This window comes from Pseudoduganella aquatica (assembly GCF_020865585.1).
Lineage (GTDB): Bacteria > Pseudomonadota > Gammaproteobacteria > Burkholderiales > Burkholderiaceae_D > Rugamonas > Rugamonas aquatica_A.
The window spans coordinates 3,114,162-3,138,207 of sequence record NZ_CP086370.1; the positions used below are offsets into that span (position 1 = coordinate 3,114,162).

Sequence of the window (24,046 nt, forward strand, 5' to 3'; positions counted from 1 at the left end):
ACCCATGCTTACCCTGCACACCAAGATTGCCGCAGCCGATGCTGGCGGCGTGACGGCGCAGCTTGTGCTGCCTTACGAGCTGCGTGAAAAGTGCCGCCTGCGCGCGGTGCTCAGCACCGGCGAGGAAGCGGCCGTGTTCACCGTGCGCGGCACCGTGCTGCGCGACGGCGACCTGCTGACCGGCGAGGACCGCAGCCAAGTTGTAAAAGTGGTGGCCGCGCGCGAGCCGACCTACAAGGTGACGTGCGCGGACGCCCACACGCTGCTGCGCTGCGCCTTCCACCTGGGGAACCGCCATACGCAGGCGCAAGTGGGCGATGGCTTCCTGCGCATCCGCGCGGACGCGGTGCTGAAGGACATGCTGGCCGGGCTGGGCGCGAACGTGGTGGCGGAAGACGCGCCCTTCGAGCCTGAGTCGGGGGCTTACGGCGGCGGCCATGGCCACAGCCACGACGGCCACGGCGCTCATCCGCTGGCGCCCATCCCGTTGCGCCAGAAAATCCACCGCCCCGGAGACAGCGCGCGATGATGCACGCCACGGCCCTGCTGCATCTGCTGCAATTCGCCAGCCCCGCGCTGCCGATAGGGGCGTACAGCTATTCGCAGGGCCTGGAGGCGGCGCTTGAAGCGGGCACGGTGCGCAACGCGGACACCGCGCGCGCCTGGATCGCGCGCCAGCTGCGCGAGGTGATGGCGCAGTGGGAGGCGCCGGTGTGCTGGCGTTTGATGCGCGCCTTCCAGCAGCGCGACGCGCAGGCCGTGGCGTTGTGGAGCGAGCGTTTCCTGGCCTCGCGCGACACCGCCGAATTCCGCGCCGAGACGCTGCAAATGGGTTTTTCACTGTCGCGCCTGACGGCCGAACTGGGCATCGCCGACGCCGCCGTCATCGCCATGCTGCCGGCGGAAAGCGAGCTGGCGCTGCCGGTCGCCTACGCCTGCGCCGTCGCCGCGCTCGATATCCCGCACGCCGAGGCGCTGCTGGCCATGCTGTTCGCATGGGCCGAGAACCAGGTGCTGGTGTGCGTGAAATCCGTGCCGCTGGGGCAGGTGGCGGGGCAGCGCATGCTGCTGTCGCTGCGGCCCGAGCTGGAGGCGGCCGCGCTGCACGCGCAGCGGCTGGCCGAAGAAGACCTGAGCAACTGGGCGCCTGGCCTGTCGCTGCTGTCGATGCGGCACGAGGTCCAGTACAGCCGCTTATACCGATCATAAAAAGGAAGCATCATGAGTCAGCTAAAACCTCAGTCCAAACCGCCATCCAATCCGCTGCGCGTCGGCATCGGCGGCCCGGTCGGCTCCGGCAAGACCGCGCTGTGCGAAATGCTGTGCAAAGGCATGCGCGACCACTACGACATGGCCGTCATCACCAACGACATCTACACCAAGGAGGACATGGAGATCCTGCTGCGCGCGGACGCCTTGCCCGCCGAACGGCTGATGGGCGTGGAGACCGGCGGCTGCCCGCACACGGCCATCCGCGAGGACGCCTCGATCAACCTGGAGGCCATCGCCCGCATGCAGGCGGACTTCCCGAACCTGGACCTGATCCTGGTGGAGTCCGGCGGCGACAACCTGGCCGCCACCTTCAGTCCCGAGCTGTCCGACCTCACCATCTATGTGATCGACGTGGCCGGCGGCGAGAAGATACCGCGCAAGGGCGGGCCGGGCATCACGCGCTCGGATCTGCTGATCATCAACAAGACCGACCTCGCGCCGCACGTGGGCGCGGACTTGGGCGTGATGGCGCGCGACGCCCGCCAGCAGCGCGGTGCGCGGCCCTTCCTGTTCACCAATCTGCGCAGCGGCGAGGGCGTGGAGGCGGTGATCGCCTTTATTCGAGAGCAAGGCCTGCTGGAGCAGGCACACAAGGAGCAAGCATGACATTACGACTGAATTCCCGCGAAGCGCTGCTGGCGCTGCTGGCCGCCGGCCTGTGCCTGCCGGCGCTGGCCCATCCCGAGGCGTCGCACGGCGCCGCGCACGCCGCTGCCCAGGCGGGCTGGGGGGACGCCTTCCAGGACGGCTTCCTGCATCCCTTCACCGGCTTCGACCATCTGCTGGCCATGCTGTCGGTGGGCATCTGGAGCGCGCGCCAGCCGCAGGGCAGGGCGCTGCCGCTGGTCTTCCTGGCGGCCATGCTGCTGGGGGCGCTGAGCGGTGTGGCGGGCGTCACCATACCGGGGCTGGAAACCGGCATCGCGGCCACGGTGGTGCTGGCGGGCGTGCTGATCGCCATGGCCACGCGCTTGCCGCTGGCGGCCGGCGCGGCGCTGATCGCTGCCTTCGCCATCCTGCACGGCAATGCGCATGGCCATGAACTGCCGCTGGCGGGCAGCGCCTTCGGTTTCCTGGCCGCGAGCGGCGTGCTGATGCTGGTGGGACGCTGGTTCGGCCGGGCGGCCGAGCTGGGCATGGTGCGCATCACCGGCGCGGGCATCGCCGCCACCGGTGTTCTTTTAATGGCAGCTTAGTTCGGCTTGCGCTCGGACAGCACGATGGGCGCCGCGTTTTCCGGATGCAGGCCCTGGTGGCCTGCGTAGGCGGCGCGGATGGCGGCCATGTCGGCCTCCTGGTCGCCGGTCAGCACCAGGTGGTTGACCAGGCCCAGCGTCTTGTTCGGGTAGTCGATATACACCAGGCATAGCGGCACATTGGCCGCCAGCGCCAGGTGGTAGAAGCCGCTTTTCCAGCTATCGCGGTAGCCGCGCGTCGCTTCCGGGGTAATGCCCACCCAGTACCAGTCGGCCGCGTTCATGCGCTCGGCCTGGCGCTGTATCATGCCGGTCTTGGCGCTGCGGTCCACCGGCTCGCCGCCCATGGCGCGGAACCACTTGCCCAGCAGCGGAATCTTGAACAGCGAGTCCTTGGCAAGCCAGCGGAACGGCAGGTCCAGCGTCCACTTGCCGAAGATGCCGACCATGAAATCCCAGTTCGAGGTATGCGGGTACACCACCGCAATACCGCGCGGGCCGGGTAGCGGACGGTACAGTATGCGCCAGCCGAACGCCATCAACATGCGCAGCGCAATACGCTGGCCCAGCTTGGGCAGGTCTGCCGGTTTTAGTTGATCTTTGTTCATGGTTGGTCTGCTTGCCTGTCGGAAAAAGTGCGCCGGTATTCTATCCGGGTGGCCCGGCTGCGGCAAGCGCGGCCCGCGCCGCTGCACGCCAGACGCACTGAAAACAACGCTCAGCAATATCGCCTCTGGTACAGTCTTCATTGCCGTTTTGTCATTGTTGCAGCTCAGACCGGCACCGGAGACTAATAAATGACAACAAAAACCTTGCTTTGCCTGAGCTTGGGCGCGCCCGCGTCCGCCATGCCGCGCCAGCTGGACGGCCTGCTGCCCGGTTGGGAGTTGTGTCTTGCCGCCAGCCTGCGCGATGCCGCCCGGCAGTTGCGATCGCGTTCTCTCAGTGTAGGACTGTTGCTGCTGGAATACGAGCCGGCCGGGCCGGGCGCAGCCGTTGCCGCCATTGCCGCCGCGACGGCCGCCGCGCTGGCCGAGCTGGACGCGTTTCTGCGCCAGCATCACTGGCTGCACTGGATCGCGGTCTGCCACCGGCCGCTGCTCCAGCACGAGGCTGGCCGCAAGCTGGTGGGCGAGCATTGCTGCGATTTCCACACCTGGCCGCTGGACAGCGCGCGCCTGCGCCATACGCTGGGCCACGCGCTCGGCCTGGCGGCCTTGCGCGCGGTGCCGTTTCCGCCCTTGCCGCAGCGCGGAGGCAGCGGGAACCATGAGGCCGCGGTCGGGCAGACGGCGGGGCAACTGGTGGGCCATACGCCGGCCATGCGGCGCCTGCACGGCCAGATCGCGCGCGTGGCCCCGGCCGACGCGGCGGTGCTGATCTGGGGCGAAAGCGGCACCGGCAAGGAACTGGTGGCGCAGGCCATCCATGCCCGCTCGGCGGCCGCCGCCGGCCCGTTCGTGGCCGTCAACTGCGCCGCCATCGCCCCCGGCCTGGCGCAGTCCGAGCTGTTCGGCCATATGCGCGGCGCCTTCACCGGCGCTGCCCAGGACAGGCGCGGTCTGCTCGAGTCGGCCGACGGCGGCACCATCTTCCTGGACGAGATCGGTGATTTGCCGCTGGAGCTGCAGGCCAATCTGCTGCGCTTCCTGCAGGAGAAGTCCGTGCTGAGGGTGGGCGCCAACCGCAGCGTGCCGGTGAACGCGCGCGTGATCGCCGCTTCCCACGTGGACCTGGAGGCGGCGGTGGCGCGCGGCGCGTTCCGCCAGGATTTGTATTACCGCCTTAACGTGCTGTCGCTGGTGGTGCCCGCGCTGCGCGAGCGCAAGGATGACCTGCCGTTGCTGGCGGACCATTTCTTCGAACGCTACGCGGCCGAGCGCGCGCCGCGCCTCCGGGGCTATAGCGGGGCCGCGCTGGCTGCCTTGCGGGGACACGACTGGCCGGGCAATGTGCGCGAGCTGATCAACCGCATCCGGCGCGCGCTGATCATGGCCGAGGGCAGGCTGATCCAGCCGGAGGACCTGGGCCTGGCCGGGACGGCGGCTCCGGACGGCTGCGAGCCGCTGGGTGGCGCCCGCGTGCGCGCCGAGCGGCAGGCGATAGAGGGCGGGCTGGTGCAGGGCAAGAGCATGACCCAGGTGGCCGAGGAGCTGGGCGTCTCGCGCATGACCTTGTACCGGCTGATGGCCAAGCACGGCATTTCCAACCCTGCCCGCGCGCGCAGCAAGTAGCGCCGCGCCCGCCACAGCCGCGTTACAGCGCCTGCGCCGGCATGGCCCAGCTAAATCAAGCGTTTGCCGCCGGAGGCGCTGCCCGGGTTCGTCACAGAAGTGTGACGCGGCCACCGGTCCGGTCCGGCAGCAAGCTGTTGCCATCCTGGAAAGTTGAATGATATCAGAGACTTGCGGCGTTTTTGGTGGCTGGCACCAAGCTTGCAATCCATGCTCTGACCGGGCATATCCCGGCGACTCTTTCAACTTAACCTGGTGAGGCATGGAAATGAAGAAAACAATGCTGGCAACAACCATAGCGCTGCTGTGCTGCGCAAGCGCATATGCCCAAAGCGATCCTGAAACCAACGCCGATGCCATGGCGCGCGCCCTGTCCGACAGCAAGGCGGCGGCGGACCGTGGCGCAACGGCAACCTCGAATTTGAGCAATTCGTTTAATACCTCGAAGGCCACGGCGATCAGCCGGCTGAACGGCGAGGTCAGCGGCAACGCTGTGCATCACATCGGCAATACCGCCGGCAACTGGGGCAGCAGCAATGGTGGCACTGGGGAGGGGGGCGTGGGCGGCAAAGCCACCGGCGGTTCGAACCGGGGCGCCGATGGTGGTGACGGCGCCAAGGCCTACGGCGGCGACGGCGGCAACGGCGCCAGCGCCTATGGCGGCGACGGCGGCGACGGCGCATCCGGCGGCAAGGCGCGCAATGGCAGCGCCAGCAGCGGCAAAGCCTATGGCGGTGAGGCCTATGGCGCGAATGGCGGCAAAGGCGGCAGCGCTACCAACGCCACCAGCGGCCGGGCTGGCGACGGCGGCGCGGGTGGCGACGGCGGCTACGGCGGCCGGGCGGGCGCCAGCAAGGGCGGAGCGGGCGGCAGCGGCGGCGCGGGCGGCCTGGCCTATGGCGGCGACGGCGGCGCCACCGGCAATGCGCGCGGCGGCGCGGGCGGCGACACCGGCTCGGCCCGAGGCGCGGACGGCGGCAACGGTGGCCGGACCGGCACGGCCTATGGCGGTGATGGCGGCTACACCGGGGCAGGGGGCAAGGGCGGCGCAGGCGGCGATTCGGGCAAAGTGTATGGCGGCGACGCGGCAGCCAAGCAGTATGCCAACGGCGGCAATGCGAAGGCCGGCGGCGCCACCAGCACTGCGACGGCGGCCAGCGGCACGCCGGACGGCAGTGGCGGCGCGGTGGGGGGCGGCCAGAGCGCCACCGCCACCGCCGGCACGGCGACCAGCGGTGCGGTTAGCGCGGGCACGAATGGTGCCACTTCGGGCGCATCGACGTCGGGCGCGGCAGGAGCGGGTGCGGCCGGCGGCGGTTCCGGGGCCGGCGGCGCAGGCGCGGCGGCCAGCAATACCGGCGGCGCTGGTGCTGCGGGCGGCACTAACACCAGCGGGGCAGGCGGCGCGGGCGCCACGGCCAGCAATACGGGCGGTGCCGGCGCTGCCGCCACCGGTGGTGCCGGTGGCGCTGGCGCGGCAGGTGGTAACGGCACCAGCACCGGCGGCGCAGGCGCAGCCGGCGCGGCAGGCGGTGCCGGCGGCAACAGCGGCACCGCCTCGAACACTGGCGGCGCGGGCGCGGCCGGCGGCAGCGCGACCGGTGGTGCGGCTAGCAGCGGCACGGCCAGCAACGGCAGCGCGACCTCCGGTTACGGCGGCGCAGGCGGCGCGGGCGGCGGCAGCAACACCGGCGGCGCCGGTGCGGCAGGCGGCGCGGCCACCGGGGGAGCCGGCGGCGCGGGCGGCACGCAGACGGCCGGGAATGCGGCCGGCGGCGCGGGCGCGGGCGGCACCGGCGGTGCGGGCGGTACCAATACCGTCAATGCCGGGACGTTCAATATGTCCAACACCATGACCACCGTAGGCCAGTCGGCTGCGGGCATCATGACGGTGAGCCAGAACAATGGCTTCTCGTCGCTGATCCAGCAGAGCGTGAACGTGCAGGCCAACCTGAGCGTCGGCAGGTAGCGATGCGGCACGCTGCCAAACTGGTCATGGCGCTGGTGCTGGCGGCGCCCGTCCTCCCCGTGCTGGGGGAGGACGGTGTGCTGGCCGCGCTGGCGGTGCCTGTGGCTATGGTGCCGGCCGCTGCAGCCGGATCTGCGGAAGCAGGTTCCGCGCAGCAGCCTGCCCAAGGGCCGGGGCCGGACCTGGCGCCGGGGCAGGCATCGAGCCCGGCATCAGGCCCGGTGTTGGTCCCGGCGCTGGGTCCGGCGCTCAGCGCGCGGCGGCTGGACGCGCTGCGCGGCGGCAGCGACACGCCCTGGAGCGATATGAAGCTGCAGGGCGCCGTCAGCGGCAACAGCGCGGTGGCGGTGGCCACCGGCGCCAATGTCATCGCCGATGGGTCGTTCAGCAATGCGTCGGGTTTGCCCATGGTGATACAGAATTCGGGCGCCAATGTGCTGATCCAGAACGCCACCATCGTGAATGTGCAGTTCAAATGAGGGCGCCATCATCACTGATGCTGGTGCTGCTGCTGCTGGCGGGCCTGCCGCCCGCCATGCAGGCGGCGGACTTCGCGGCGGCGGGCGGCGGCAGCTACGCCGTGCCGCTGGCGAGCATGAAGGAGTTGCGCTTCCGCGCCACCGTGCGCCAGCAGTATGACTTCAGCTGCGGGTCGGCGGCGGTGGCGACCCTGCTGACCTACCATTTCGACCGGCCCGTGAGCGAACAGGCCGCGTTCCAGCAGATGTATCTGCACGGCGACCAGCAGCGCATCCAGCGCGAGGGTTTTTCCTTGCTGGACATCAAGCGCTACCTGGCCAGCCTGGGCTATGTGGCCGATGGCTTCGAATTGCCGCTCGACAAGCTGGCCGAAGCCGGCCTGCCGGCCATCGTGCTGGTGGCGGAGCGGGGCTATCACCATTTTGTCGTGATCAAGGGCGTGTCCGGCGGCCGCGTGCTGCTGGGCGACCCGGCCAGTGGCACGCGCGCCATGCCGCGCCGCGCGTTCGAAGCGATCTGGCAGAACGGCTTGCTGTTCGTGGTGCACGGCGGCCCCGGCAAGGCGCATTTCAACGCGGCGGCCGATTGGCGCGTTGCGCCGCAAGCGCTGCTGGCCAGCGGCATCGAGCGCGACAGCCTGCAACGCCAGACCCTGCCCAAGCTGGGCAGCGGCAATTTTTAAGGAGCACGCAATGAAGCACTTGCGCTGCATCGCCGCCGCGCTGTGCGGCATCGTGTTTTCCGCCGGAGCGGATGGCCTGCCGTCGGGCTGGACGCCGGTTTCCGACCAAACGCTGGAAGCCCAGCGCGGCGGCTTCGATACCGGCGGCATGCTGGTGTCGCTGGGCGTGGAGCGGCTGGTGGCCATCAACGGCGGCACGGTCGCCAGCAGCCAGTTCCAGATTGCCGATCTGTCCCGCATCACCGCCGAGGAGGCTGCGCTGGTGAGCGCGGCCCTGCAGCCGCTGACGGTGCAGAACGGCATGGGCAACGCCGCGCAGGCGGGGCTGCCGGTGTTGTTTATTCAGAACACAGTGAATGACCAATTGATACAGAGCCAGACAACTATCAATGCGGCTGTTTCCAGCTTATCTATGCTGACCAGTAGTAATTTTGAAAGCAGCATGCGCGCCGCGCTGTCGAGTGCGGTTGCGCCAAGATAGGGAGGAATGCATGCGATTTGCCAAGGTTTTGCGCGCCGGCACGGCCGGTTTGTCTGTTGTGATGTGTACGACGCTGGCCCATGGGCAATCCGTGGCGCGGGGTGTTGCCGAGCTGGCGGGTGAAATCGAGGCGCTGAAGCGGCAATTGGCCGAACAGCGCGAGTTGCTGCGGCAGCTGCGCGAGCAGCTTGCGCCTCAGGCGGTGCCCGCGCCGGCCGAACGCCTTGCGCGCCAGCGGGGAACCGGCCCCGCCGCCGCCGCGCCGCTGCCGGGCGGACAGGGTGAGCAAAGCGGGGGTGCCGCGCAGCCGGTGCAGGGCGGCCAGGCCGGGCAGGGCGGAGCGCTGGCTGGCGAGGGCGTTGCGGCCGTCGGCCAGGCGCCGCAGCGCGACAGCCGTCCACCCGAAGTGGCGCCGCTGTTCGAAGCGCCCGGCGTGCTGACGCCCAAGGGCCGCTTCGTGCTCGAACCGTCCTACCAGTTCGGCTATTCGTCCAGCAACCGCGTGGTGCTGGTGGGCTACACCATCATCCCGGCCCTGCTGATCGGCCTGGTGGACGTGCGCGAAGTCAAGCGCAACACCATGACCGCGGCGCTGGCCGGCCGCTACGGCCTCACGCCGCGCACCGAGCTGGAAGTGCGCATCCCTTACGTCTACCGTTCCGACTCCACCGTCAGCCGCGAAATCTTCACCGGCTCGGCGGTGGACAATGTGTTCTCCACCAGCGGCCGCGGCGTCGGCGACGCCGAATTGGCGCTGCGCCACCAGCTGAATGCGGGCGGTCCGGACCGGGCCTACTACGTGGCGGGCCTGCGCCTGAAAAGCCGCACCGGCCGCGACCCCTTTGAAGTGGTCACCGACTGCGTGCAGCGCTGCGTGGGGCCGAACGCCACCGGCACCGGGCTGCCGCTGGACTTGCCCACCGGTTCCGGCTTTTACGGCTTGCAGCCCAGCCTGACCTGGCTGTATCCGTCCGATCCCGCCGTGCTGTTCGGCAGCGTGAGCTATCTGCACAATTTCCAGCGCAGCGGCGTGCGGCGCATGGTGCGCAACGGCGAATTCGAGGACCTGGGCACGCTCAAGCCGGGCGCCGTGTTCGGCTTCAATTTCGGCATGGGCTTGGCCCTGAACGAGAAGACCACGCTCAGCCTGGGCTACAGCCACGACTCCATCGGCCGCACCAGGCAGAACGGCCTGCCGGTGCCCGGATCGGTGCGCACCCAGCTGGGCACCCTGCTGATGGGCTTCTCCTACCGCTACAGCGACAAGCGCTCGCTCAATGTGTCGGTGGGCGCCGGGCTCACGCGCGACACGCCGGACGTGACCCTGTCGGTCCGCTTCCCGATGAGCTTTTGAGGGTGCTGCACGTATATCGTATTTTTACGATAATATAAGCAATTCAACACCACTCATCCAAGAGGAAATATGATCTCTCGTCGCATTCCGGCCGCAGGCGTGGCCATCGCAATCGCCGCCATGCTGGGCCAGTCGCCTGCCTTCGCGGCCGCGCCGCTGGCCAAGACCCAGGCGCCCGGCTACTTCCGTATGATGCTGGGCGATTTCGAAGTGACCGCGCTGAACGACGGCACGGTGGACCTGCCGGTGGACAAGCTGTTGCATGACAAGCCCGCCAAGACCACGCAAGCACTGGGCAAGTCCTTCCTGAAAGCGCCGCTGGAGACGTCGGTGAACGGTTTCCTGGTCAACACCGGCAGCAAGCTGGTGCTGATCGATACCGGCGCGGCCGGCCTGTTCGGTCCTACGCTGGGCAAGCTGGTGGCCAATCTGAAGGCCTCGGGCTACCAGCCTGAGCAGGTGGACGAGATCTACATCACCCATTTGCACCCGGACCACGTGGGCGGCCTGGCGGCTGCGGGCAAGGCGGCGTTCCCGAACGCCGTGCTGCGCGCGGACAAGCACGATACGGATTTCTGGCTGAGCAAAGTGAACCTGGAGAAAGCGCCGGAAGACAAGAAAGGCTTCTTCCAGGGCGCGATGGCGTCGGTGTCGCCGTACAGCGATGCGGGCAAGCTGAACCCGTTTGAAGGCAACACCGAGCTGGTGCCGGGCATCAAGGCGGTGAACAGCTACGGGCATACGCCGGGGCACACGACTTATGTGATCGAGAGCAAAGGGCAGAAGCTGGTGCTGCTGGGCGACCTGCTGCACGTGCAGGCGGTGCAGTTCGACGATCCGTCGGTGACGATAGACTTCGACAGCGACAGCAAGGCGGCGCTGGCGCAGCGCAAGGCGGCGTTTGCGGAAGCGGCCAAGCAAGGGTATCTGATTGGTGCGGCGCACTTGCAGTTCCCGGGACTGGGCCATATCCGCAGCCAGGGCAAGGCGTATCAGTTTGTGCCGGTGAATTACACCATTCCGCGCTGATTTGATGGAGATGGCGGGTTACGCGGCTGCGCCGCTAACCCGCCCTACGTTCGACGCAGCCGTAGGGCGGGTTAGGCGCGGAGCGCCGTAACCCGCCGGTGCCGCCGGCGGCTTAGGCCAGGGCAGGGTAGTCCGTATAACCTTCCGCCGTTGCGTGGTAGAAGGTCTCCGGACGCGGTGCGTTCAGCGCCGCGCCTTGCTGCAGGCGTGCCGGCAGGTCCGGATTGGCGATGAAGTCTTTACCCCAGGCCACGGCGTCCGCCGTGCCCGCAGCCAGGATGCTCTCTGCGGTTGCCTTGTCCATCTTCTCATTGGCGATATAGATGCCGCCGAATTCCTTCTTCAGCAGCGGTCCCAGGCTGTCCTCGCCCACCGCTTCGCGCGCGCAGATAAAGGCGATGCCGCGCTTGCCCAGCTCGCGCGCCACGTAGCCGAAGGTCTCTGCCGGGTTGGAGTCGCTCATGTCGTGCGAATCGCGGCGCGGCGCCAGGTGCATGCCGACGCGGCCGGCGCCCCATACTTCGATCACGGCGTCCGTCACTTCCAGCATCAGGCGTGCGCGGTTCTCAATCGGGCCGCCGTAGGCGTCGGTGCGCTTGTTGGTGCCGTCCTGCAGGAACTGGTCCAGCAGGTAGCCGTTGGCGCCGTGCACTTCCACGCCGTCAAAGCCGGCCAGCTTGGCGTTTTCCGCGCCTTTGCGGTAGGCCGCCACGATGCCCGGGATTTCTTCCAGGTCCAGCGCGCGCGGCACCGGATACTCGCGCTGCGGACGCAGCAGGCTGACATGGCCCTTGGCCGCGATGGCGCTCGGCGCCACCGGCGCGTCGCCGTTCAGGAAGCTCGGGTCCGAAATGCGGCCCACATGCCACAGCTGCAGGAAGATCTTGCCGCCTGCCGCGTGCACCGCGTCGGTGACCACTTTCCAGCCCGCCACTTGCGCGTCCGACCAGATGCCCGGCGTGTCCGCATAGCCCACGCCCTGTGGCGTGACGGCGGTTGCTTCGCTCAGGATCAGGCCGGCCGAGGCGCGCTGCACATAGTATTCCGCCATCAGCGCGTTGGGCACGCGGTCGCCGCCCACGGCGCGGGCGCGGGTCAGCGGCGCCATGATGATGCGGTTGTTCAGGGTCAGGTCGCCGATTTTGATAGGGTCAAACAGGTTTGCCATGGTGTATCTTCCTTGAGTTGCCGGGCCTGCTCACAGGCCCTGGTTCATATGGTCGATAAAGGCCTGGATCACTTCGTCGTTGCGCTTGAAAAAGTTCCACTGTCCCACCCGCTGCACCGTCACCAGGCCGGCCTTCTGCAAGGTGGCCAGGTGGGCCGACACGGTCGATTGCGACAGGCCGGTGCGCTGGTCGATCAGGCCCGCGCAGACCCCGAAGGTCAGCGGATGGGCCTGCTCGGTGAAATAAGCCTCGGGCTCTTTCAGCCAGCTCAGGATCTGGCGCCGGACCGGATTGGCCAGCGCCTTGTGGATTGCGTCGATGTCTATGTCCATATTGGTCTCTAGCGATATGTGCATCTGTAAATCACGATGCATATATCGGTATCTTACGATATAAATGAAAAACGTGCTGGCGGCACGCTGGCAATGTCAAAAAATCAAGCGAGTTGGAGCAGCAGCAGGGCGATCACGGCCGGCACGGTCTGCACGAACAGGATGCGGCGCGATACGGTGGCCGCGCCCCACAGGCCCGCCACCGCCACGCAGCACAGGCCGAACAGCGTGAAGGCGCGCGCGATGGCCGGGTCCGGATGCAGAAAGCCGAGCGCCAGCGCCGCGACCAGGAAGCCGTTGTAGCAGCCCTGGTTGGACATGGCCGGCTGCACGATTTCCGCCTTCTCGGCGCTCAGGCCGAACACGCGGCGGCCACGGGTGCGGAACAACACCGTTTCCAGCAGCACGATGTAGACGTGGATCAGCAGTACCAGGCCGGTGACGGCTTGCGCAAAGAGTAACATCGGGACCCCTTCATGATGGAAATGTTGCAATGATATACTGTCGCCTCTTGCCTGCGGGGACGACCTCGCATTCTCAAGGCGCTCGGCGGGGACGACCTTGCCACACAGGGAGAAGAAAAATGGCGTGGCTATTCTTATTTGTTGCCGGACTGCTGGAAATCGGCTGGGCGGTGGGCCTGAAGTACACGGAAGGCTTCAGCAAGCTGGTGCCGTCGGTGCTGACCCTGCTGTCCATGGGCGGCAGCATGGCGCTGCTGGGGCTGGCGCTGCGCGACTTGCCACTGGGCACGGCCTATGCGGTGTGGACCGGCATCGGCACCGTGGGCACGGCCGTGTTCGGCATCATGGTGCTGGGCGAGCCGGCCGGCGTGCTGCGGCTGGTGTGCATCACCATGATTACCTGCGGGATCTTGGGCTTGAAGCTGGCGCACTGAGCCAGTTAGTCAATTAGGCAGGGGTGCGGCCCGTTCATTGGACCAGCGCTCGTAAATCCGGGCCAGCTCTCCGCTGGCCCGCAGTTTTTGCAGCGCCGAGTTCATCAGGCGCATCGCACCCGGGTCGGCCTTCTTGCTGATCCAGAAGAAAATCGGCTCCTCTTTCAGCACCGCCGGCAGCAGCCGCACTTTATCGCTCAGCTTGTTCTCGCGGATGATCCACGCCAGCGTCAGCTCGTTCATGTAGACGAAGCGGCCGTGGCCGGCCAGGATTTTTTTCAGATTGGTCAGATTGTCGCTGGTGCTGTCGTCCACTTCCAGGCCCAGCACGCGCAGCTGGTCCGAATAGGCGGCGCCGCGCGAGGTGGTGATCAGCGGCCTGAGGCGGACCAGCTCGTCGATGGACTCCACGCTGGCCTTGTCGCCGATGGCGGCGGCCAGCCTGTGGCGCACCGTGTACAGCTTGCTCGACATAAACGCCACCTTGCGGCGGCGCTCCGAATCCAGCAGGGCGCAGGCGGCGCCCACGGAGCCGGATTCCAGGCCCTGTTCGATCTGCGGCACCGAGCGGAAATCGTCCTGCCCGGTGAATTTCAGGTGGGGTTCGGCCTTCTCCATGGCCGCCAGGATGTCCGGACACAGCCCCTCGGGGCGGCTGTCGCGCAGCATCCATTTGGGGGGCAGGCTCTCCTGGCCCATGGTGCGGACCACATAGTGCTCGGCCTGCGCCGCCAGGGGTAGGCCGAGTAGTATTGCAGCGAGGGGCAGCGTAATGTGCATCTTGTTCTCCTGCCAGCGATTGTATCCCCAGGGACATACCGAAGCCAGCGGAAAACGCGCCGCACGCGCCGCCGTTTCAGCTGGCGGAACGGCCGGGGTAGGCCGCGATAATGTTCAGGAAATCAATGCTGCGCTCCTTGGCCAGCATCTCCGGCAGCAGCGCCTCGTACTGCACGCGGTAATCCTTGGCCAGGTGCGTTGCCAGGAAGTACTCGCGGGTGCAGGCCCAGGTTTCATAGAGCACAAAGGTGTTGGGATCGTTGGCATCCTCATGCACCCAGGTGTTGATGAAGTCCGGCTCGTCCTTCATGCGGTTGACGACGTTGAACAGTTCGGTGCGGAAACGCTCGCGCACTTCAGGCTTGGAGCTGAGGCGGACGACGAAGGCGATATGGTCGGACATGGTGTTGGCTCGCTATGGGGTGGGAATGAAACCAGTATAGGAGTCAGGAACACCAGCATCAACGGGCTGGAATGCAATGGATCATTGCGGAAAGCTGAATCAAGGGCCGCACGGGAGGCGGCCCTGGGGGGAGTTAGAAGCCGGCCGGATTCGCTTTTGCCAGGTAATACCACTCGGCATTGGCGCGGGCGTTGGTGTCCGGGAACAGCACGATGGCGTCATCGGCGGCCAGCACCGGCGTGCCGTCGTGGCGGCGGCCGATTTCCTCGCCCTTGGCCACGCGGTCGAAGCTGGACCAGACGCGGCTGAAACGATCGTCCGCGTGCTGCTTGTCGTGCACTTCCACCATGCTCAGGTACTCGGTCTGTTCAGGCGCCAGCGCCACCGGCTGCGGCGCATCGATCAGGCCCAGGAAGGCCAAGGTGTTCATGATGGCGCGGTAAGCCACTTCCGGCGCCTGCGGATCGGCGTGCTGGCCGCACTCCAGCGTCAGCGCGTAGCCGCCGGTGGAACGCATATACTCGGTGGTGCCCACGCCGTAGCGCAGCACGGTTTCCAGCTGCGAATCGTCGCGCAGGCGGCGCTGCACGCCGGCGCCGTAAGTGGCCAGCCAGCCATCGACAAAACGGGTCACACCGATGCGGCGCGCCAGCGCGCGTTCCTTTTCCTCATGCTGGAAAGGCTGCAGCGTGCCGTCGTTGTTGCGCGGGCCCACCATCAGGAAGGGCTGGCTCTGCGCGTTGAAGGAATGCAGGTCGAGCAGCACGTCGTGCTGGTCCAGCAGCGGGCACAGCCAGTTGGCGATGCGGTCCTCGAAATCCTGCGGATTCTCGTTCGGGAACAGGTTGCGGTTCAGGTTGCGGTCGCCCGAGCGCTCGCGCTTGGCGTAGGCCAGCGGATTGACGATGGGCACAAAGGTCACCATGCCGTTCAGGATGCGCAGCTGGCCGCTGTCGATCTCCTGCATCACGCGGGTGATGCCCTTGGTGCCGCAGGTTTCGTTGCCGTGCACGGCGCCGGTGATGATCACGCGCGGGCCCTTGCCCTGGCCGGTATAGTTGACGGATTTGAAATGCAGATCGCTTGCTACAGTCATGCTGGTCCCCGAGGCTGATGAATGGCCGTTATTCTAGCGGGGATTGGGCGCGGCAACAGTTAAAATACTGCATGAAATCCATAACCCGCATTCATGGCCTGGACACGCTGCGCGCCGTGGCGATCATGCTCGTGTTCATGAACCACTACGTGCTGTTCGTCAGCAGGCAGGCGCCGTTCGGCTTTTGGGGCGAAGTAGGGTGGACCGGGGTCGACCTGTTTTTTGCCCTGTCCGGCTACTTGATCGGCAACCAGATCTTTGCCGCCATGCGCAGCGAAGCCGGCTTCTCGCTGCGCACCTTCTACATCCGCCGCTTCCTGCGTACCTTGCCCGCGTTCTACGCGGTGCTGGCGCTGTACGCCTGCTGGCCCTGGTTCCGGGCCGGGCTGACGTTGCCGCCGCTGTGGCAATTCCTCACCTTTACGCAGAATTTCGACCTGATGCCGGGCACCGCGTTCTCGCATGCCTGGTCGCTGTGCGTGGAGGAGCAGTTCTACGTGCTGCTGCCGGCGGTGGCGCTGTTGATTGGCGCGCTGCGCCGCTCGCTGGTGTGGGCCTGGGTGGCGGTCTGCGCCAGCTTTTTGGCCGGCATGGCCATCCGCGGCTACCTCTGGCAGACCCAGGTGGGCGACAGCGAAGGCGGCTTCCACTACTACAACGCCATCTACTACTCATCGCTGTGCCGCTTCGACGAGCTGGTGGCCGGCGTCGCGCTGGCGCTGCTGAAAAACCACCACGGCGCCGCGTGGAACAGGCTCACCTCGCGCGGCAACTGGGCGCTGGGCGCCGGCGTGGCGGTTGCGGGGGCCGCGCTCTACCTGTTCTCGGAAGACCACTACGGCTACGGCATGACGGTATTCGGCTACCCGCTGCTGGCGCTGGGCTGCACGCTGCTGCTGATCGCGGCGCTCAGTCGGGGCTCGCTGCTGGAGCGCACGCGCATTCCCGGCTTCGGCAAGGTGGCGCTGTGGTCCTACGCCATCTACCTCACGCACAAGCAGATCTTCCTGCTGCTCAAGCCCGAGCTGGCCGAGCATGGCATCAGCGCCGCCAGCTGGACCGGCATCGCCATCATGACAGCGGTCAGCATCCCCCTCGGCTGGCTACTGTACGCCGCCATCGAAACCCCCTTCCTAGTCCTACGCGACCGCTACTTTTCCTACAAGCGACCTGAGCCGAATTTTCCCCCTCCGGGGTCAGACCCCAAGGCGGAAAATGCGGCTCAGCTCGCCTAGCTTCTGCCTTGTCTGCACTCTGTAGGCGCTGTGCCGGTGCTGAATCCCTGATTGCCGCTTAGCTAACGTCTTGCCTCTTAGCTATATTTTCATCAAGCGAGCTGAGCCGCATTTCGCGCAATTCGGGGTCAGACCCCGGGGTGGGGGAAATGCGGCTCAGGCTGCTTGGGGCTATGGGCGCATTTCGATGACGTCGTAGGGGGATTGCATGCTGTTGAGGAATTCGAGCAGGGCGCGGACGCGGGCGGGGGCTTCGTCGTCGCGTGTGCTGTCGATGGCCCGGCGCAGGCCGGGCAGGGCTTCCGCCGTGTGCGGGCTTTGGTAGGATTTGATCAGCAACGCGGCGAATTGCGCCGCTTCCTTGCCGTGGTTGTGCCGCAGCCGCGATTCGATCACACCCAGCAGCGCGCGCTGCATCCTTGGCGTGGGCGCGGTGATGTGCGCGAATACCAGCGGCGTGTTGCCGATGGCCTCGCAGATGCGGCGCTCCATCTCGTCCGCTTTGACGTCGGACGCAATGTCGAAATAGGCGGCGTTCCAGCGCGTGCGCGCATGCGCGTGGCCGGGCGGGAAGGAGTCGGCGGTGTCGAAGCCGCAGATACGGCTCAGGTGCTTGAGCCAACCAATGAGTGGTGATGTCATGGCCGCATTTTAGCGGAAAATCGGGACAGCCCTGGGGGTGTTGCTTCCCCCAGAGACTGGTTTGATCATAAAGAACTTAGACGTGGGCTTCCTCGCCCAGCTTGCCGGCGCGGAAGTCTTCCACCGCCTGCATCAGCTCGGCCTGCGTGTTCATCACGAAGGGGCCATATTGCGCGATCGGCTCGTTCAGCGGCTGGCCTGCGATCAGGATGAAGCGGCTGTCTTCCGCCGCCTGCACCGTCACGCCGTCGGCGCCGGCCGTGTTTTCCAGGATCGCCATGCGGCCATTGGCCACCGGCTTGCCGCCGATGTGCACGCCGCCGCGATAGGTGAACACGAAGGCGTTGTGCCCGGCCGGGATCAGCTGGCTGAAGCTGGCGCCCGCCTTCAGTTCCACATCGATATAGATCGGCTCGGTCACTTCGCGCTGCACCGCGCCCGCCACGCCGTGGCTGCTGCCCGCGATCACGCGCACCTGCGCGCCTTCGGTGCTGAACGATGGCACTTGCTCAGCGTTGAAGTCGCGGTACCACGGCGCGCGCATCTTGTCCTTGGCGGGCAGGTTCAGCCACAGCTGGAAGCCTTCCATCCGTCCTTCTTCCTGCTCGGGCATTTCGGAGTGGATCACGCCCCGGCCCGCCGTCATCCATTGCACGCCGCCGTTGGTCAGCAGGCCTTCGTTGCCGGCGCTGTCTTTGTGGCGCATGCGGCCGGTGAGCATATACGTTACCGTCTCGAAGCCGCGGTGCGGGTGCTCGGGGAAGCCGGCGATGTAGTCGTTGGCCGAGTCGCTGCCGAAATTATCCAGCATCAAAAACGGGTCCAGGCGGCGCTGCAATGGCTGCGTCAAGACACGGTTGATCTTCACGCCCGCGCCGTCCATCACGGCCTGGCCGTTGATGATGCGCTCTACGCCGCGCGATTGCTGCACGCTTTCCGATGTTACCAATGTTGCTTGAGTCATTGCCATTCTCCTGTTGTTGGTTGTTCAGCGCCGCCTTGCGGCCTTAGGCCAGTACTGCGTTCACTTGCGCGTCGGCTTCGGCCTGTGCCTTGCTCACTGCGTCCGGACCCATGCCCAGGCCTTCGGAGTAGACGAACTGTACGTCGGTCATGCCCAGGAAGCTCAGGAACATTTTCACGTGCGGCAGCTGGGTGTCGCTAGGCGCATCGCGGTGCAGGCCGCCACGCGACAGCGCGACGTAGACTTTTTTGCCGCTCAGCAGGCCGATCGGGCCGGTTGGGCCGTATTTGAACGTCACGCCGGCGCGGGCAATCGCGTCGAACCACGATTTCAGCTGCACGGTGATGCCGAAGTTGTACATCGGCGCGCCGATCACGATCACATCCGCTGCTTGCACCTGGGCGATCAGGGCGTCGTCCAGCGCCACGCGGGCGGCTTGTTCCGGGGTGCGCTGCTCGGCCGGGGTGAACAGGGCTTGCAGGGTTGGTTCGTCGATCACTGGGTGCGGGTTGGCGGCCAGATCGCGGCGGGCTACCGATGCGCCTGGATTGGCGGCGGTCAGCTTGGCGACGATGGAGTCGCCCAGGCGGGTGGATTCGGAACCGGTGCTGCGGGCGCTGGAGTTGATTTGCAGGATGTTCATGATGTCGTTCCTTCGTGTTGGGTTGTGTGCTGCGATGGATGTACTTTAACAGTCCCAAAACGATAGATTAAGCCGGGTAAATGGGTTTCATTGAACCACTGGTGGAACAATCGCCTCAATGTTCTGCCCAAGTTGCAGTAATTGCTATACTGGCGCCGCTGTCCCCAGTCCGGGCCGTAATCTCTAACTACACAAGCTCTTCATGAACCGTAGCTCCTTGACCATCCTGGTAGTGGAAGACCATCCGACGATTGCGCGCCAGGTGGTGGACTTCCTGGAGGGGCTGAAGTGGCAGGCCGACCACGCCGCCAGCGGTGCGCTGGCCATCCAGCTGGCCACGCGCGAGGCTTATGACGTGGTGCTGCTGGACCTGAATCTTCCCGATATCGACGGCCTGGAGGTCTGCCGTGCGATCAAGGCCGGCGCGCCGCGCAATGTGCCGGTGCTCATGCTGACCGCGCGCGATGCGTTCGAGGACAAGGCGCGCGGCTTCAAGCAGGGCGCGGACGACTATCTGACCAAGCCCTTCGACCTGCGCGAGCTGGCGCTGCGCTGCGAGGCGCTGGCGCGGCGCGGCCAGCTGCACCTGAGCCGCGAATTGCAGCTCGGCGCGCTGACCCTGCAGCTGCATGACAAGCGCGTGCTGTGCGAGGGCGCCCCGGTCCCGCTGACGCAGACCGGCTTTGCGATACTGCTGATGCTGTGCACCGCTTATCCGCACGCCGTGTCCCGTTCCGCGCTGGTGCATGACTTGTGGGGCGCCCATCCGCCGGACAGCGACGCGCTCAAGTCGCACATCTACGTGCTGCGCAAGCAGCTGGAGCAGGCGGGCGCGCCGGCGTCGGTAGTCACTATTCCGCAGCTGGGCTACCGTCTGGAACTCGCGCCGGGGCAGCATGTTTAGGTCGATCCGCCATGGCCTGTTTGCCGCGCTGGCCGGATTCACGGTGCTCATTTGCGTCTGCTACACCGGGCTGGCGCTGGTCATCTCCTACGTGACGGAAGACATGCTGGTGGACCGGCTGCTGGAGCGGGAGGCGGCGTCCATGGCTGTGCACTTCCGCCAGCACGGTGACATCCGTCCGCCGGGCCTGGACCTGATCCGCGTCTACCGCAGCGTGGAGGCGCTGCCCCCTCCGGTGCGCGAACAGCTTGCCGCTGGCCGGGAGCGCGCCGAGATCTTCACCGGCACAGGCCAGCACTATCACCTGCGCACGCTCCGCCTGCGTGCGGAACCGGCGCCGCAGGCGGTCTATCTGCTGGCCGATGTGGGGCCGCTGCTGGTGGTGTCGCATCTGTTCCAGGAAGTCGGCTGGCTGCTGGTCCTGCTGGCGCTGGGGCTGATCGCCCTTGCGCTGCTGCTGGCCTACCTGCTGTCCCGGCGCCTGGTCTTGCCCTTGCAGGTGTTGGCGCAGGAAGTGCGCAGCTTGCCGGAGCAAGGGCCGGCCACGTTCAGCGCGCGGCACCGCCGCGACGAAATCGGCTACCTGGCGCAGAAGCTCGGCGCCACCGTCAGCGAGCTGCATGCCTCGCTGCGGCGCGAGCATGCGTTCACGCGCGACGTCAGCCACGAGCTGCGCACGCCGCTCACGGTACTGAATAATACCGTGGCGCAGGCGCAATCGCGCCCCCTGGATGGGCGGGAAGTGGCGCAGCTCCAGGCCGGGCTTGATGAAATGGGCGCCACCATCGACGTGCTGTTTGCCCTGGCGCGCGCCGAGCACATCGCGCGCGAGACGGTGGACCTGCGCGCCTGCATCGAGGATAGCTTGCTGCGCCTGCTGGAACAGGGTGCGTGGGGCGACCTGGCGCTTGATTTGCCGGACCGCCTGCCGGTGCTGGGCAACCGCCATTTGTCCACGCTGCTCATTAATAACTGCCTGGGCAACGCCTTGTTCCATGGCGGGCCGGGCTCGCGGCTGCGGCTGTCGTTCGCGGACGGCGTGCTTGGCGTGGGCAATACGATCGATCCTGGCCGAACGGGCGCCATGCAGGGCTTCATGCACGGCCAGCATCTGCTCCGGCGCATCGCCGAGGCCATGGGATGGGCAATCAGCTTCCATGCCGCTCAGGATGCCTACCGCGTCGACGTTGTGCCGCTGCGCGCCAGCTGAAATCCGCCGGATTTCACCTCGGCTTCACCGCCGCCTTTCTATGCTGCGTACTCGTCAACTTTCCTCGTGTGCGCATAATGAAAATTCTGATCAGCCTTGTCCTCCTCGTTAGCATATCCTGTCCCGCGTTCGCGCAGGTGAAGTCCCTGGTGCACAAGGAGGAGAAGCGCCGCTACCTGGTCTACACGCCTGCCTCGTATGACAGCCAGCCGCAGCGCGCCTTCCCGGTGGTGTTCAACTTCCACGGCAGCGGCATGACCATGGCCGAGCAAATGCTCTACACGCAGATGAACCGCGCGGCGGACCGCCACCAGTTCATCGTGGTCTATCCCTTGGGGATCAAGCAGGACTGGAACGTCGGCTTCGGCATGTCCTACCTTGAAGGCAGCGACGATATCGGCTATACGGAGGCGCTGCTCGCGAAGATCAGGCAGGACTACCGCGTAGACAGCCAGCGCGTGTATGCGGCCGGCCTGTCGCGTGGCGGCTTCTTCGCGCTGCGGATCGCGGCCGAGTTGCCGCAGCTGTTTGCGGCGGTCGCCTCCGTCGGCGCGCCGATGCCGGAGCCGGTGGTGCAGCACAATAGCAAACCGGCAAATCCTGCCAAGGTCGGCGTACTGCTGATACATGGCACGGCGGACCAGGTGGTGGCCTATGGCGGCAAGCCAGGCGGCTATCTGTCGGCGGAGGACAGCTACAGCTATTGGCTGAAGCGGAACGGCATTGCGCCCGTAGCCACAAGCCCCCGCACTGAAGGCAAGGACGTCGCGTGGATGGAGCAGGGGAACGGCGAGCAAAGCGTGGCGCTGGTCACGGTGCGGGAAGGCGGCCATACCTGGCCTGGCGCCGACCCGTTCAATGTCGGCCTGCCCATAGGGAAGACCACGCGCGATATGGACGCCAACGAGGCGATGTGGCAGTTCTTCGCCAAGCACCGCCGCTAGCATGTCATCCGGCCAGGCCCATCATGCGCAGCAGGGCGCGGGTGAGCGGGCTATCGGTTTTGGCGAGTTCCAGCACCACGTCGAAGTGGTTGGCGCCTTCTATTTCCAGGTATTCCGCCGTCAGCCCCCTGGCGCGCCAGGCGTCGGCGTAGCTGCGGCTCTGGCGCCGGAACTCGGCGGTCTCCGCGCCGCCCACGCAGGAGATCAGCGGGCCGCCTTGCTCGGGCAGATGGTGCAGGGGACTGAGGCGGCGCGCCGCCGCTGCGTCCAGCTTCGCCCATTCATTGATATGCGTGGCGGGGATGGGCGCGAGGTCCATCAGCCCGCTGATCGGGCAGGCGCCTGCCACGGCATTGGCTGGCAGGCCGTGCGCCGGCTGCCAGCCCGGCGCCAGCAGCATGCCGACCAGGTGGCCGCCGGCCGAACTGCCGCACAGGTAGATCTTCTCCGCGTCGCCGTTGTATTGCGCGATATGGCGGTGCACCCAGGCCAGCGCGCGCCGGTTCTGGTCCACGATGTGGTCCAGCGATACGCCGGGCGCCAGCGAGTAGTTGACCGCCACCACGGTGGCGCCGGCCGCCGTGAAGGTGGCGGCCATGAAGCTGGAGTCGTCCTTGGACAGGGCGCGCCAGTAGCCGCCGTGGATGTAGACCAGCACCGGACTGCCCGGCTTGGGCGCGGGGAAGATGTCCAGCTGTTCGTCCTCGTGCGCGCCGTAGGCCACGCCGCAGTGGCAGGGCAGGTCGGCGCGCATGGCGGCGCTCTGCTCTGCGTAGGCGCGCAGGTAGATGGTGGCGTCCGGTACGGTGGCGCGGGCGTTGTACTGGCGGTCCAGTTCCGCCGCGCTGTAGCCCTGATAGAGCGCGGCGGCGTGCTGCCCCGCGCCGTCCATGATGCTGGCTTTGCTGCGCATGGCGCCTCCTCGCTCTGCGGGTCAGGAAAACGCGGGAATGCCGGTCTGCGCGCGGCCCAGGATGAGGGCGTGCACGTCGTGCGTGCCTTCGTAGGTGTTGACCGCTTCCAGGTTGACCATGTGCCGGATCACGCCGAATTCGTCGGACACGCCGTTCCCGCCCAGCATATCGCGCGCGGTGCGGGCCACGTCCAGCGCCTTGCCGCAGGAGTTACGCTTCATCATGGAGGTGATTTCCACCGCCGCCGTGCCGGCGTCCTTCATGCGGCCCAGCTGCATGCAGCCTTGCAGGGCCAGCGTGATGTCGGTCTGCATATCGGCCAGCTTTTTCTGGATCAGCTGGTTGGCGGCCAGCGGGCGGCCGAACTGCAGGCGGTCCATGGTGTACTGGCGCGCGGTGTGCCAGCAGAATTCGGCCGCGCCCAGCGCACCCCAGGCGATGCCGTAGCGCGCCGAGTTCAGGCAGGTGAAGGGGCCGCGCAAGCCGGAGACTTCGGGCAGCAGGTTTTCTTCGGGGACGAAGACCTCATCCATCACGATCTCGCCGGTAATGGAGGCGCGCAGGCTGACCTTGCCGTGAATGGCGGGCGCGCTCAGGCCTTTCCAGCCTTTTTCGAGGATGAAGCCGCGAATCTGGCCGTCGTCGGTCTTGGCCCAGACCACGAACACGTCGGCGATGGGGCTGTTGGTGATCCACATCTTCGCGCCGGACAGGGAGTAGCCGCCGGGGACGGTCTTGGCGCGCGTGACCATGCTGCCGGGGTCGGAGCCGTGATTGGGTTCGGTCAGGCCGAAGCAGCCTATCCATTCGCCGGTGGCCAGTTTGGGCAGGTATTTCTGCTTTTGAGCCTCGCTGCCGAATTCATTGATGGGCACCATGACCAGCGAGGACTGCACGCTCATCATGGAGCGGTAGCCGGAGTCCACGCGCTCGACTTCGCGCGCGATCAGGCCGTAGCAGACGTAGTTCAGGCCTGCGCCGCCGTATTCCGTGGGGATGGTGGCGCCCAGCAGGCCCAGTTCACCCATTTCGCGGAAGATGGCGGGGTCGGTACGCTCGTGGCGGAACGCTTCCAGCACGCGCGGGGCAAGGCGGTCGTTGCAATAGGCCTGGGCCGCGTCGCGCACCATGCGTTCTTCGTCGGTCAGCTGCGCGGACAGCAGCAAGGGGTCGTCCCACTGGAAGGATGCTTTTGCGTGTGCCATGTGTGTTCTC

28 protein-coding genes are annotated in these 24,046 nt (G+C 66.7%); 16 read left to right on the plus strand and 12 right to left on the minus strand.

What is annotated here, in order from left to right:
- Positions 1–4: 4 nt before the first annotated feature.
- The 4 genes from ureE to KT882_RS13900 are packed head-to-tail and all read left to right on the plus strand — an operon-like array spanning position 5 to position 2,468.
- On the plus strand, positions 5–529 hold the full coding sequence (gene ureE, locus KT882_RS13885) for an urease accessory protein UreE (protein ID WP_161073593.1): 525 nt from the start codon (positions 5–7) through the stop codon (positions 527–529).
- Positions 529–1,209: an urease accessory protein UreF gene (locus KT882_RS13890; RefSeq protein ID WP_161073608.1), complete on the plus strand. Its 681-nt coding sequence runs from the start codon at positions 529–531 to the stop codon at positions 1,207–1,209. The genes ureE and KT882_RS13890 overlap by 1 nt, the downstream gene beginning before the upstream one ends.
- A 12-nt stretch (positions 1,210–1,221) precedes the next feature.
- Complete coding sequence (ureG, locus tag KT882_RS13895) at positions 1,222–1,878, plus strand: urease accessory protein UreG (protein WP_228896232.1); 657 nt, start codon at positions 1,222–1,224, stop codon at positions 1,876–1,878.
- Positions 1,875–2,468, plus strand: a complete 594-nt coding sequence (locus KT882_RS13900) for a HupE/UreJ family protein (protein ID WP_228896235.1) — start codon at positions 1,875–1,877, stop codon at positions 2,466–2,468. Before ureG ends, KT882_RS13900 begins: the two co-directional genes overlap by 4 nt.
- Here the strand turns inward: KT882_RS13900 and KT882_RS13905 are convergent.
- Positions 2,465–3,076 (minus strand): 1-acyl-sn-glycerol-3-phosphate acyltransferase, encoded by a 612-nt coding sequence (locus tag KT882_RS13905; RefSeq protein WP_161073596.1) that lies wholly within the window; start codon positions 3,074–3,076, stop codon positions 2,465–2,467. The two genes, KT882_RS13900 and KT882_RS13905, sit on opposite strands and share 4 nt — an antisense overlap.
- A 189-nt stretch (positions 3,077–3,265) precedes the next feature.
- On the opposite strand from KT882_RS13905, the gene KT882_RS13910 reads away from it, so the two are divergent.
- The 7 genes from KT882_RS13910 to KT882_RS13940 all read left to right on the plus strand — a co-directional run bounded on the left by KT882_RS13910 (position 3,266) and on the right by KT882_RS13940 (position 10,697).
- A complete protein-coding gene (locus KT882_RS13910) occupies positions 3,266–4,702 on the plus strand; it encodes a sigma-54 dependent transcriptional regulator (protein ID WP_228896238.1) in 1,437 nt (478 codons plus the stop codon).
- Positions 4,703–4,982: 280 nt separating this feature from the next.
- Entirely contained in the window at positions 4,983–6,671 is a 1,689-nt protein-coding gene (locus tag KT882_RS13915) for a hypothetical protein (RefSeq protein ID WP_228896240.1), read from the plus strand.
- 2 nt (positions 6,672–6,673) lie between these two features.
- On the plus strand, positions 6,674–7,150 hold the full coding sequence (locus KT882_RS13920; RefSeq protein WP_161074311.1) for a hypothetical protein: 477 nt from the start codon (positions 6,674–6,676) through the stop codon (positions 7,148–7,150).
- A 17-nt stretch (positions 7,151–7,167) separates the two neighbouring features.
- A complete protein-coding gene (locus KT882_RS13925; RefSeq protein WP_407682048.1) occupies positions 7,168–7,833 on the plus strand; it encodes a C39 family peptidase in 666 nt (221 codons plus the stop codon).
- 10 nt (positions 7,834–7,843) lie between these two features.
- Positions 7,844–8,314 (plus strand): hypothetical protein, encoded by a 471-nt coding sequence (locus KT882_RS13930; RefSeq protein WP_161074309.1) that lies wholly within the window; start codon positions 7,844–7,846, stop codon positions 8,312–8,314.
- 10 nt (positions 8,315–8,324) lie between these two features.
- Positions 8,325–9,668, plus strand: a complete 1,344-nt coding sequence (locus KT882_RS13935; protein WP_187358801.1) for an acetate kinase — start codon at positions 8,325–8,327, stop codon at positions 9,666–9,668.
- A 69-nt stretch (positions 9,669–9,737) separates the two neighbouring features.
- Positions 9,738–10,697: an MBL fold metallo-hydrolase gene (locus KT882_RS13940; RefSeq protein WP_161074308.1), complete on the plus strand. Its 960-nt coding sequence runs from the start codon at positions 9,738–9,740 to the stop codon at positions 10,695–10,697.
- Positions 10,698–10,809: 112 nt separating this feature from the next.
- Here KT882_RS13940 and KT882_RS13945 read toward each other — a convergent pair whose 3' ends face one another.
- From KT882_RS13945 to KT882_RS13955, 3 genes are all read right to left on the minus strand, one after another.
- Positions 10,810–11,865, minus strand: coding sequence for an alkene reductase (locus tag KT882_RS13945; protein WP_161074307.1), 1,056 nt, complete (start codon positions 11,863–11,865; stop codon positions 10,810–10,812).
- A 30-nt stretch (positions 11,866–11,895) separates the two neighbouring features.
- Positions 11,896–12,198, minus strand: a complete 303-nt coding sequence (locus tag KT882_RS13950; protein ID WP_161074306.1) for an ArsR/SmtB family transcription factor — start codon at positions 12,196–12,198, stop codon at positions 11,896–11,898.
- A gap of 104 nt (positions 12,199–12,302) precedes the next feature.
- On the minus strand, positions 12,303–12,662 hold the full coding sequence (locus tag KT882_RS13955; protein WP_161074305.1) for a DUF1304 domain-containing protein: 360 nt from the start codon (positions 12,660–12,662) through the stop codon (positions 12,303–12,305).
- Positions 12,663–12,781: 119 nt separating this feature from the next.
- Between KT882_RS13955 and sugE the strand changes: the two genes are divergently transcribed.
- The gene (gene sugE / locus KT882_RS13960; protein ID WP_228896242.1) at positions 12,782–13,096 is read left to right on the plus strand and encodes a quaternary ammonium compound efflux SMR transporter SugE; all 315 of its coding nucleotides are present in this window, start codon (positions 12,782–12,784) and stop codon (positions 13,094–13,096) included.
- A 9-nt stretch (positions 13,097–13,105) separates the two neighbouring features.
- Here the strand turns inward: sugE and KT882_RS13965 are convergent, their stop codons facing one another.
- The 3 genes from KT882_RS13965 to KT882_RS13975 form a co-directional block, all read right to left on the minus strand.
- On the minus strand, positions 13,106–13,876 hold the full coding sequence (locus KT882_RS13965; RefSeq protein WP_161074303.1) for a substrate-binding periplasmic protein: 771 nt from the start codon (positions 13,874–13,876) through the stop codon (positions 13,106–13,108).
- A 76-nt stretch (positions 13,877–13,952) separates the two neighbouring features.
- On the minus strand, positions 13,953–14,279 hold the full coding sequence (locus tag KT882_RS13970) for a putative quinol monooxygenase (protein ID WP_161074302.1): 327 nt from the start codon (positions 14,277–14,279) through the stop codon (positions 13,953–13,955).
- A gap of 133 nt (positions 14,280–14,412) precedes the next feature.
- Positions 14,413–15,375: a M14 family metallopeptidase gene (locus tag KT882_RS13975; RefSeq protein WP_161074301.1), complete on the minus strand. Its 963-nt coding sequence runs from the start codon at positions 15,373–15,375 to the stop codon at positions 14,413–14,415.
- Positions 15,376–15,446: 71 nt separating this feature from the next.
- Here KT882_RS13975 and KT882_RS13980 point away from each other — a divergent pair, with 71 nt between their 5' ends.
- A complete protein-coding gene (locus tag KT882_RS13980; RefSeq protein WP_161074300.1) occupies positions 15,447–16,610 on the plus strand; it encodes an acyltransferase family protein in 1,164 nt (387 codons plus the stop codon).
- 171 nt (positions 16,611–16,781) lie between these two features.
- Here the strand turns inward: KT882_RS13980 and KT882_RS13985 are convergent, their stop codons facing one another.
- The 3 genes from KT882_RS13985 to KT882_RS13995 all read right to left on the minus strand — a co-directional run bounded on the left by KT882_RS13985 (position 16,782) and on the right by KT882_RS13995 (position 18,859).
- Positions 16,782–17,252 carry a hypothetical protein gene (locus KT882_RS13985; protein WP_161074299.1) on the minus strand — a complete coding sequence of 157 codons (471 nt, stop codon included), beginning with the start codon at positions 17,250–17,252 and terminating at the stop codon, positions 16,782–16,784.
- Between the two features lie 76 nt (positions 17,253–17,328).
- Entirely contained in the window at positions 17,329–18,216 is an 888-nt protein-coding gene (locus KT882_RS13990; RefSeq protein WP_223149382.1) for a pirin family protein, read from the minus strand.
- Positions 18,217–18,259: 43 nt separating this feature from the next.
- Complete coding sequence (locus KT882_RS13995) at positions 18,260–18,859, minus strand: FMN-dependent NADH-azoreductase (RefSeq protein WP_161074297.1); 600 nt, start codon at positions 18,857–18,859, stop codon at positions 18,260–18,262.
- 202 nt (positions 18,860–19,061) lie between these two features.
- Between KT882_RS13995 and KT882_RS14000 the strand changes: the two genes are divergently transcribed.
- From KT882_RS14000 to KT882_RS14010, 3 genes are all read left to right on the plus strand, one after another.
- Entirely contained in the window at positions 19,062–19,763 is a 702-nt protein-coding gene (locus KT882_RS14000; RefSeq protein WP_228896244.1) for a response regulator transcription factor, read from the plus strand.
- Positions 19,756–20,973 (plus strand): sensor histidine kinase, encoded by a 1,218-nt coding sequence (locus KT882_RS14005; protein ID WP_161074295.1) that lies wholly within the window; start codon positions 19,756–19,758, stop codon positions 20,971–20,973. Before KT882_RS14000 ends, KT882_RS14005 begins: the two co-directional genes overlap by 8 nt.
- A 77-nt stretch (positions 20,974–21,050) precedes the next feature.
- Positions 21,051–21,917, plus strand: a complete 867-nt coding sequence (locus KT882_RS14010; RefSeq protein WP_228896245.1) for an extracellular catalytic domain type 1 short-chain-length polyhydroxyalkanoate depolymerase — start codon at positions 21,051–21,053, stop codon at positions 21,915–21,917.
- A gap of 4 nt (positions 21,918–21,921) precedes the next feature.
- Here KT882_RS14010 and KT882_RS14015 read toward each other — a convergent pair whose 3' ends face one another.
- Both KT882_RS14015 and KT882_RS14020 read right to left on the minus strand, forming a co-directional pair.
- On the minus strand, positions 21,922–22,830 hold the full coding sequence (locus KT882_RS14015; protein WP_228896248.1) for an alpha/beta hydrolase: 909 nt from the start codon (positions 22,828–22,830) through the stop codon (positions 21,922–21,924).
- A gap of 21 nt (positions 22,831–22,851) precedes the next feature.
- Positions 22,852–24,036 carry an acyl-CoA dehydrogenase gene (locus KT882_RS14020; protein ID WP_161074293.1) on the minus strand — a complete coding sequence of 395 codons (1,185 nt, stop codon included), beginning with the start codon at positions 24,034–24,036 and terminating at the stop codon, positions 22,852–22,854.
- Between the last annotated feature and the right edge of the window lie 10 nt (positions 24,037–24,046).